The 1326-nt window shown below is 42.2% G+C and carries 1 protein-coding gene; it reads left to right on the top strand.

Annotated elements, in window-relative coordinates; genetic code table 11:
* Positions 1-142 precede the first annotated feature (142 nt).
* Positions 143-1309: an IS4 family transposase gene (locus CJ255_RS21985; protein ID WP_097646201.1), complete on the top strand. Its 1167-nt coding sequence runs from the start codon at positions 143-145 to the stop codon at positions 1307-1309.
* Positions 1310-1326: the final 17 nt, after the last annotated feature.

The raw sequence follows: 1326 nt of genomic DNA, 5'->3' as shown, positions 1-1326 counted from the left end.
CACTAGTGTCCCAACGTTTTTCGCCAACAGATGCTTAACATTCTGTAAAATATGACTTTTTGTTCTTTTTAAGCTGTTGCCGATTTGAACATCCAGCAGCTAGTACCTTATACCACTTGCAACATTTCTCAGGAGGTATGCGGTGTTAGCTGGAAAGCTCATATTTTCTCAGATCATGGAATATTTGCCCTTGCACATGTTTCGGCGAATTGTTCAACGCTACGATGGAAACCGGAAAGTCCACCAGTTTTCCTGTCTCGACCAGTTTCTATGCATGGCATTTGCACAATTGACTTACCGAGAGAGCCTCAGAGATATCGAGGCCTGTTTACGTTCCCAACAGGGCAAGCTTTACCACATGGGAATTCGTGCTCAAGTCTCCAGGAATACCTTAGCCAATGCCAACAAAGTTCGAGACTGGCGAATTTATGCGGACATTGCTCAACACCTAATTCAGATCGCCCGCAAACTTTATATCGACGACGAATTCGATCTCGAATTGCAAAATACTGTCTACGCCTTGGATTCCACAACCATAGATTTATGCCTTGCAATGTTTCCCTGGGCCAATTTTCGCAAGTCGAAGGGGGCTATAAAACTACATACATTGCTGGACCTACGAGGGAATATTCCGACTTTTATCCACATCTCCGACGGAAAGCTCCACGACGTCAACGTCTTGGATATACTGCCAATAGAGGCTGGATCATTTTACGTCATGGATCGAGGTTATGTAGACTTCAGGCGTCTTCATGCATTTACCCAAAGGGCAGCCTTTTTTGTAATCCGGGCCAAAACAAATCTACAATACGACAGGATCTATTCTCACCAAGTCGATCGAACAACTGGTCTGATTTGCGACCAATCCATTGTGCTGACTGGCTATTACCAATCTAAAAATTATCCAGAAAAGTTACGCAGGGTGAAATACAAAGACCCGGAAAGCCAAAAAACATACGTATTTTTAACAAACAATTTTGTTCTCCCAGCACTCACTATCACAGAGCTATACCGCTATCGTTGGCAAGTGGAGCTGTTTTTTAAGTGGATAAAGCAAAATTTGCGTATAAAGCGTTTCTATGGAAACTCAGCCAATGCGGTTAAAACGCAAATCTGGATCGCGATTTCGACATTTTTGATTGTAGCCATCATGAAAAAAGAACTCAAAATCAATGCTTCACTCTACACAACTCTACAGATTTTGAGCGTGAACATCTTTGAACGAATTCCATTATTACAGATAGTTGGAAATTGCAGCTACGAAAACGAAATCCTGTCGAACACTAAACAGTTGAGTTTGTTCGATTAAACGTTGGGACACTAGTG

Source organism: Candidatus Viridilinea mediisalina, assembly GCF_002532535.1.
Taxonomy (GTDB): Bacteria; Chloroflexota; Chloroflexia; order Chloroflexales; family Chloroflexaceae; genus Viridilinea; species Viridilinea mediisalina.
Note: the sequence above shows the minus strand (reverse complement) of the source record. Positions and strands in the feature narration are given on the sequence as shown.